This window comes from Aeromonas cavernicola, assembly GCF_002795305.1.
GTDB classification, from domain to species: Bacteria; Pseudomonadota; Gammaproteobacteria; order Enterobacterales; family Aeromonadaceae; genus Aeromonas; species Aeromonas cavernicola.
The window spans coordinates 1-755 of record NZ_PGGC01000301.1 but is presented as its reverse complement, the minus strand read 5'-3'; the positions used below and the strand labels follow the sequence as shown (position 1 = coordinate 755).

Below are 755 nucleotides of genomic sequence, written 5' to 3'. Positions count from 1 at the left end.
TGGATATGCTCGGCGAAACCGGCAAGGGGCCGAGCCGGGTGATGACCAACCGTGGCGCCTCCGGCATTGATGGCCTGATCGCCACCGCCTACGGGTTTGCCCAATCGATCGCGCCAGGCAGTGATGAGCCCACTACCCTGCTGCTTGGCGATCTCAGCGCCTTGCACGATCTCAACAGCCTCGCCCTGCTTGGCAAGGCGAGCCGACCGCTGGTGGTGATCCTGCTCAACAACGATGGCGGCAGTATTTTCCGTATGTTGCCGGTGCCCACCGAAGGGGAACTGCTAGAGCGCTACTACCGGCTACCCCATGGCCTTGAGTTTGCACATGCTGCCGCGATGTTTGGCCTCGCCTATCGCGCGCCGACCACCCTGGCTGAGTTCGAACGCGATTACCGCGCGGCCCTCAAACATGGCGTTACCTTGATCGAGATCCGGGTACCGAGCGAGCAGGTAGCCGATGATCTCAAGGCGCTGGGAGCTGCCATCCGTGGCAAATAAAAATGCCCATGTGCCGCTGGTGCTGCTGCACGGTCTGCTGGGGGATAGTGGCGACTGGCAACCGGTGATCGACCGGCTGCCCGCCATCCACTGCATCGCCCTCGATCTGCCGGGGCACGGCAGCCATTGCACGCTGACCGTCGATGGTTTTGAACAGAGCCACCAGTGGCTGGTTGCCGAGCTGGCCAGCCGCAACATTGAGCGCTATCTGCTGGCGGGTTATTCGCTGGGGGGGCGACTGGCCCTCTACCACGC

General features: G+C 63.0%; 2 protein-coding genes. Both read left to right on the top strand.

Going from position 1 to position 755, the window contains the following annotated elements; translation table 11 throughout:
• Positions 1-500 (top strand): thiamine pyrophosphate-binding protein (locus tag CUC53_RS18700; RefSeq protein WP_236757979.1); only part of this gene is annotated, 500 nt, incomplete at its 5' end.
• On the top strand, positions 460-755 hold a 296-nt coding region (locus CUC53_RS18695; protein ID WP_157798348.1), incomplete at its 3' end, for an alpha/beta fold hydrolase. The genes CUC53_RS18700 and CUC53_RS18695, both read left to right, overlap by 41 nt.